The 1,837-nt window shown below is 52.4% G+C and carries 2 protein-coding genes; both read left to right on the forward strand.

Features of this window, described 5'->3' with window-relative positions; translation table 11 throughout:
• Window positions 1–763: elongation factor Tu (locus J9885_RS19905; RefSeq protein WP_246877044.1), on the forward strand; the 763-nt coding region annotated here is incomplete at its 5' end.
• Between the two features lie 113 nt (window positions 764–876).
• A complete protein-coding gene (gene gmhB / locus J9885_RS19910; RefSeq protein ID WP_210550512.1) occupies window positions 877–1,419 on the forward strand; it encodes a D-glycero-beta-D-manno-heptose 1,7-bisphosphate 7-phosphatase in 543 nt (180 codons plus the stop codon).
• Window positions 1,420–1,837: the final 418 nt, after the last annotated feature.

Consider the following 1,837-nt stretch of genomic DNA (forward strand, 5'->3'; position numbering starts at 1 on the left):
AGATGACGAAGAGCTGCTGGAACTGGTCGAGATGGAAGTTCGCGAACTGCTGTCCGAGTACGACTTCCCGGGTGATGACCTGCCGGTAGTACGTGGTTCCGCACTGAAAGCGCTGGAAGGCGAAGCTCAGTGGGAAGAGAAGATCCTGGAACTGGCTGGCCACCTGGACACCTACATTCCGGAGCCGGAGCGCGCAATTGACCAGCCGTTCCTGATGCCGATCGAAGACGTATTCTCCATCGCTGGCCGTGGTACCGTAGTTACCGGTCGTGTAGAGCGTGGTATCGTTAAAGTTGGTGAAGAAGTGGAAATCGTTGGTATCAAAGATACCACCAAGACCACCTGTACCGGCGTTGAAATGTTCCGCAAGCTGCTGGACGAAGGTCGTGCTGGTGAGAACGTTGGCGCGCTGCTGCGTGGCGTGAAGCGTGAAGACGTAGAGCGTGGTCAGGTACTGGCCAAGCCGGGCACCATCAAGCCGCACACCAAGTTCGAATCCGAAGTGTACGTGCTGTCCAAAGAAGAAGGTGGTCGTCATACCCCGTTCTTCAAGGGCTACCGTCCGCAGTTCTACTTCCGTACTACCGACGTGACCGGTACCATCGAACTGCCGGAAGGCGTAGAGATGGTCATGCCGGGCGACAACATCAAGATGGTTGTTACCCTGATTGCCCCGATCGCGATGGACGACGGCCTGCGTTTCGCTATCCGTGAAGGTGGCCGTACCGTAGGTGCTGGTGTTGTAGCTAAAGTTATCGCTTAATCGATACTTTATATGCACACATGAAAGGGGTGGCTTCGGCCACCCCTTTTACTTTTGGGGCTTTAATGGGCCTGTGAGATACTTTTGCGAAATCATTGATAGAGGTAGTTGCTGTGAGTAAACCCGCCATTTTTCTGGATCGTGATGGTGTCATCAACAAGGACACGGGTTATGTCAGCCAGGTTGATGACTTCCATTTTCTACCCGGGGCGATTGAGGCCATGCAATTGCTGAAGAAGAAAGGCTATTTGCTGGTCGTAGTGACTAACCAATCCGGGATAGCCCGTGGTTACTTCACTGAAGATGACTTCATGAACCTGACCGAGTGGATGGATTGGTCCCTGGCCGATCGTGATGTGGATCTCGATGGTATCTACTTCTGCCCCCATCACCCGGACCACGGTGCCCCCTGCGACTGCCGCAAACCCGAACCGGGTATGCTGTTGCTTGCGCAGCGGGAGCTTGGTATCGACATGAGTCGCTCTTATATGGTGGGTGACAAACCTTCGGACCTGAAAGCCGCCATCAATGCCAAGGTCGGTCACAAGGTCATGGTCAGAACGGGCAAGCCGATTACGGATGCGGGGATCGAGCTGGCCGATGCCATCTACGACAACCTGCATGATTTTGCCGTGGTGGCGCCTGTCGCAGACTGATTTCGCTGGATTAAGATGCTTTTTGGTGGCTTTGTGAGCGGTTGAACGATGGAAGCCATCTTTTTGCAATTATCCTCTTGCCAGCACGAATTCGCTCCCTATAATGCGCCTCCATCGACACGGCAAGCGGCAACGTAAACAGCCAAGTCGATAACCTCGAAAAGCCTGTGAAAATAAGGCTTGACTCGAGAAGGCGGTTGAGTAGAATGCCACTCCCGCAGCAGCCAAAAGCTGCGTCGCTCTTTAACAATTTGAATCAAGCAATCTGTGTGGGCACTCGCAGCATCGAGCATCAAAAACAATTTTTGATTTTCAATGTCTGATGAAGTGACCAAAGCAACTTTTAAGTTGCAGCAGTTAATTCAGCAATTCATTGAGCCGCCTTTATAGGCAACCAAACTTAAATTGAAGAGTTTGA

The organism is Aeromonas sp. SrichE-2G (genome assembly GCF_017939565.1).
Lineage (GTDB): Bacteria > Pseudomonadota > Gammaproteobacteria > Enterobacterales > Aeromonadaceae > Aeromonas > Aeromonas taiwanensis.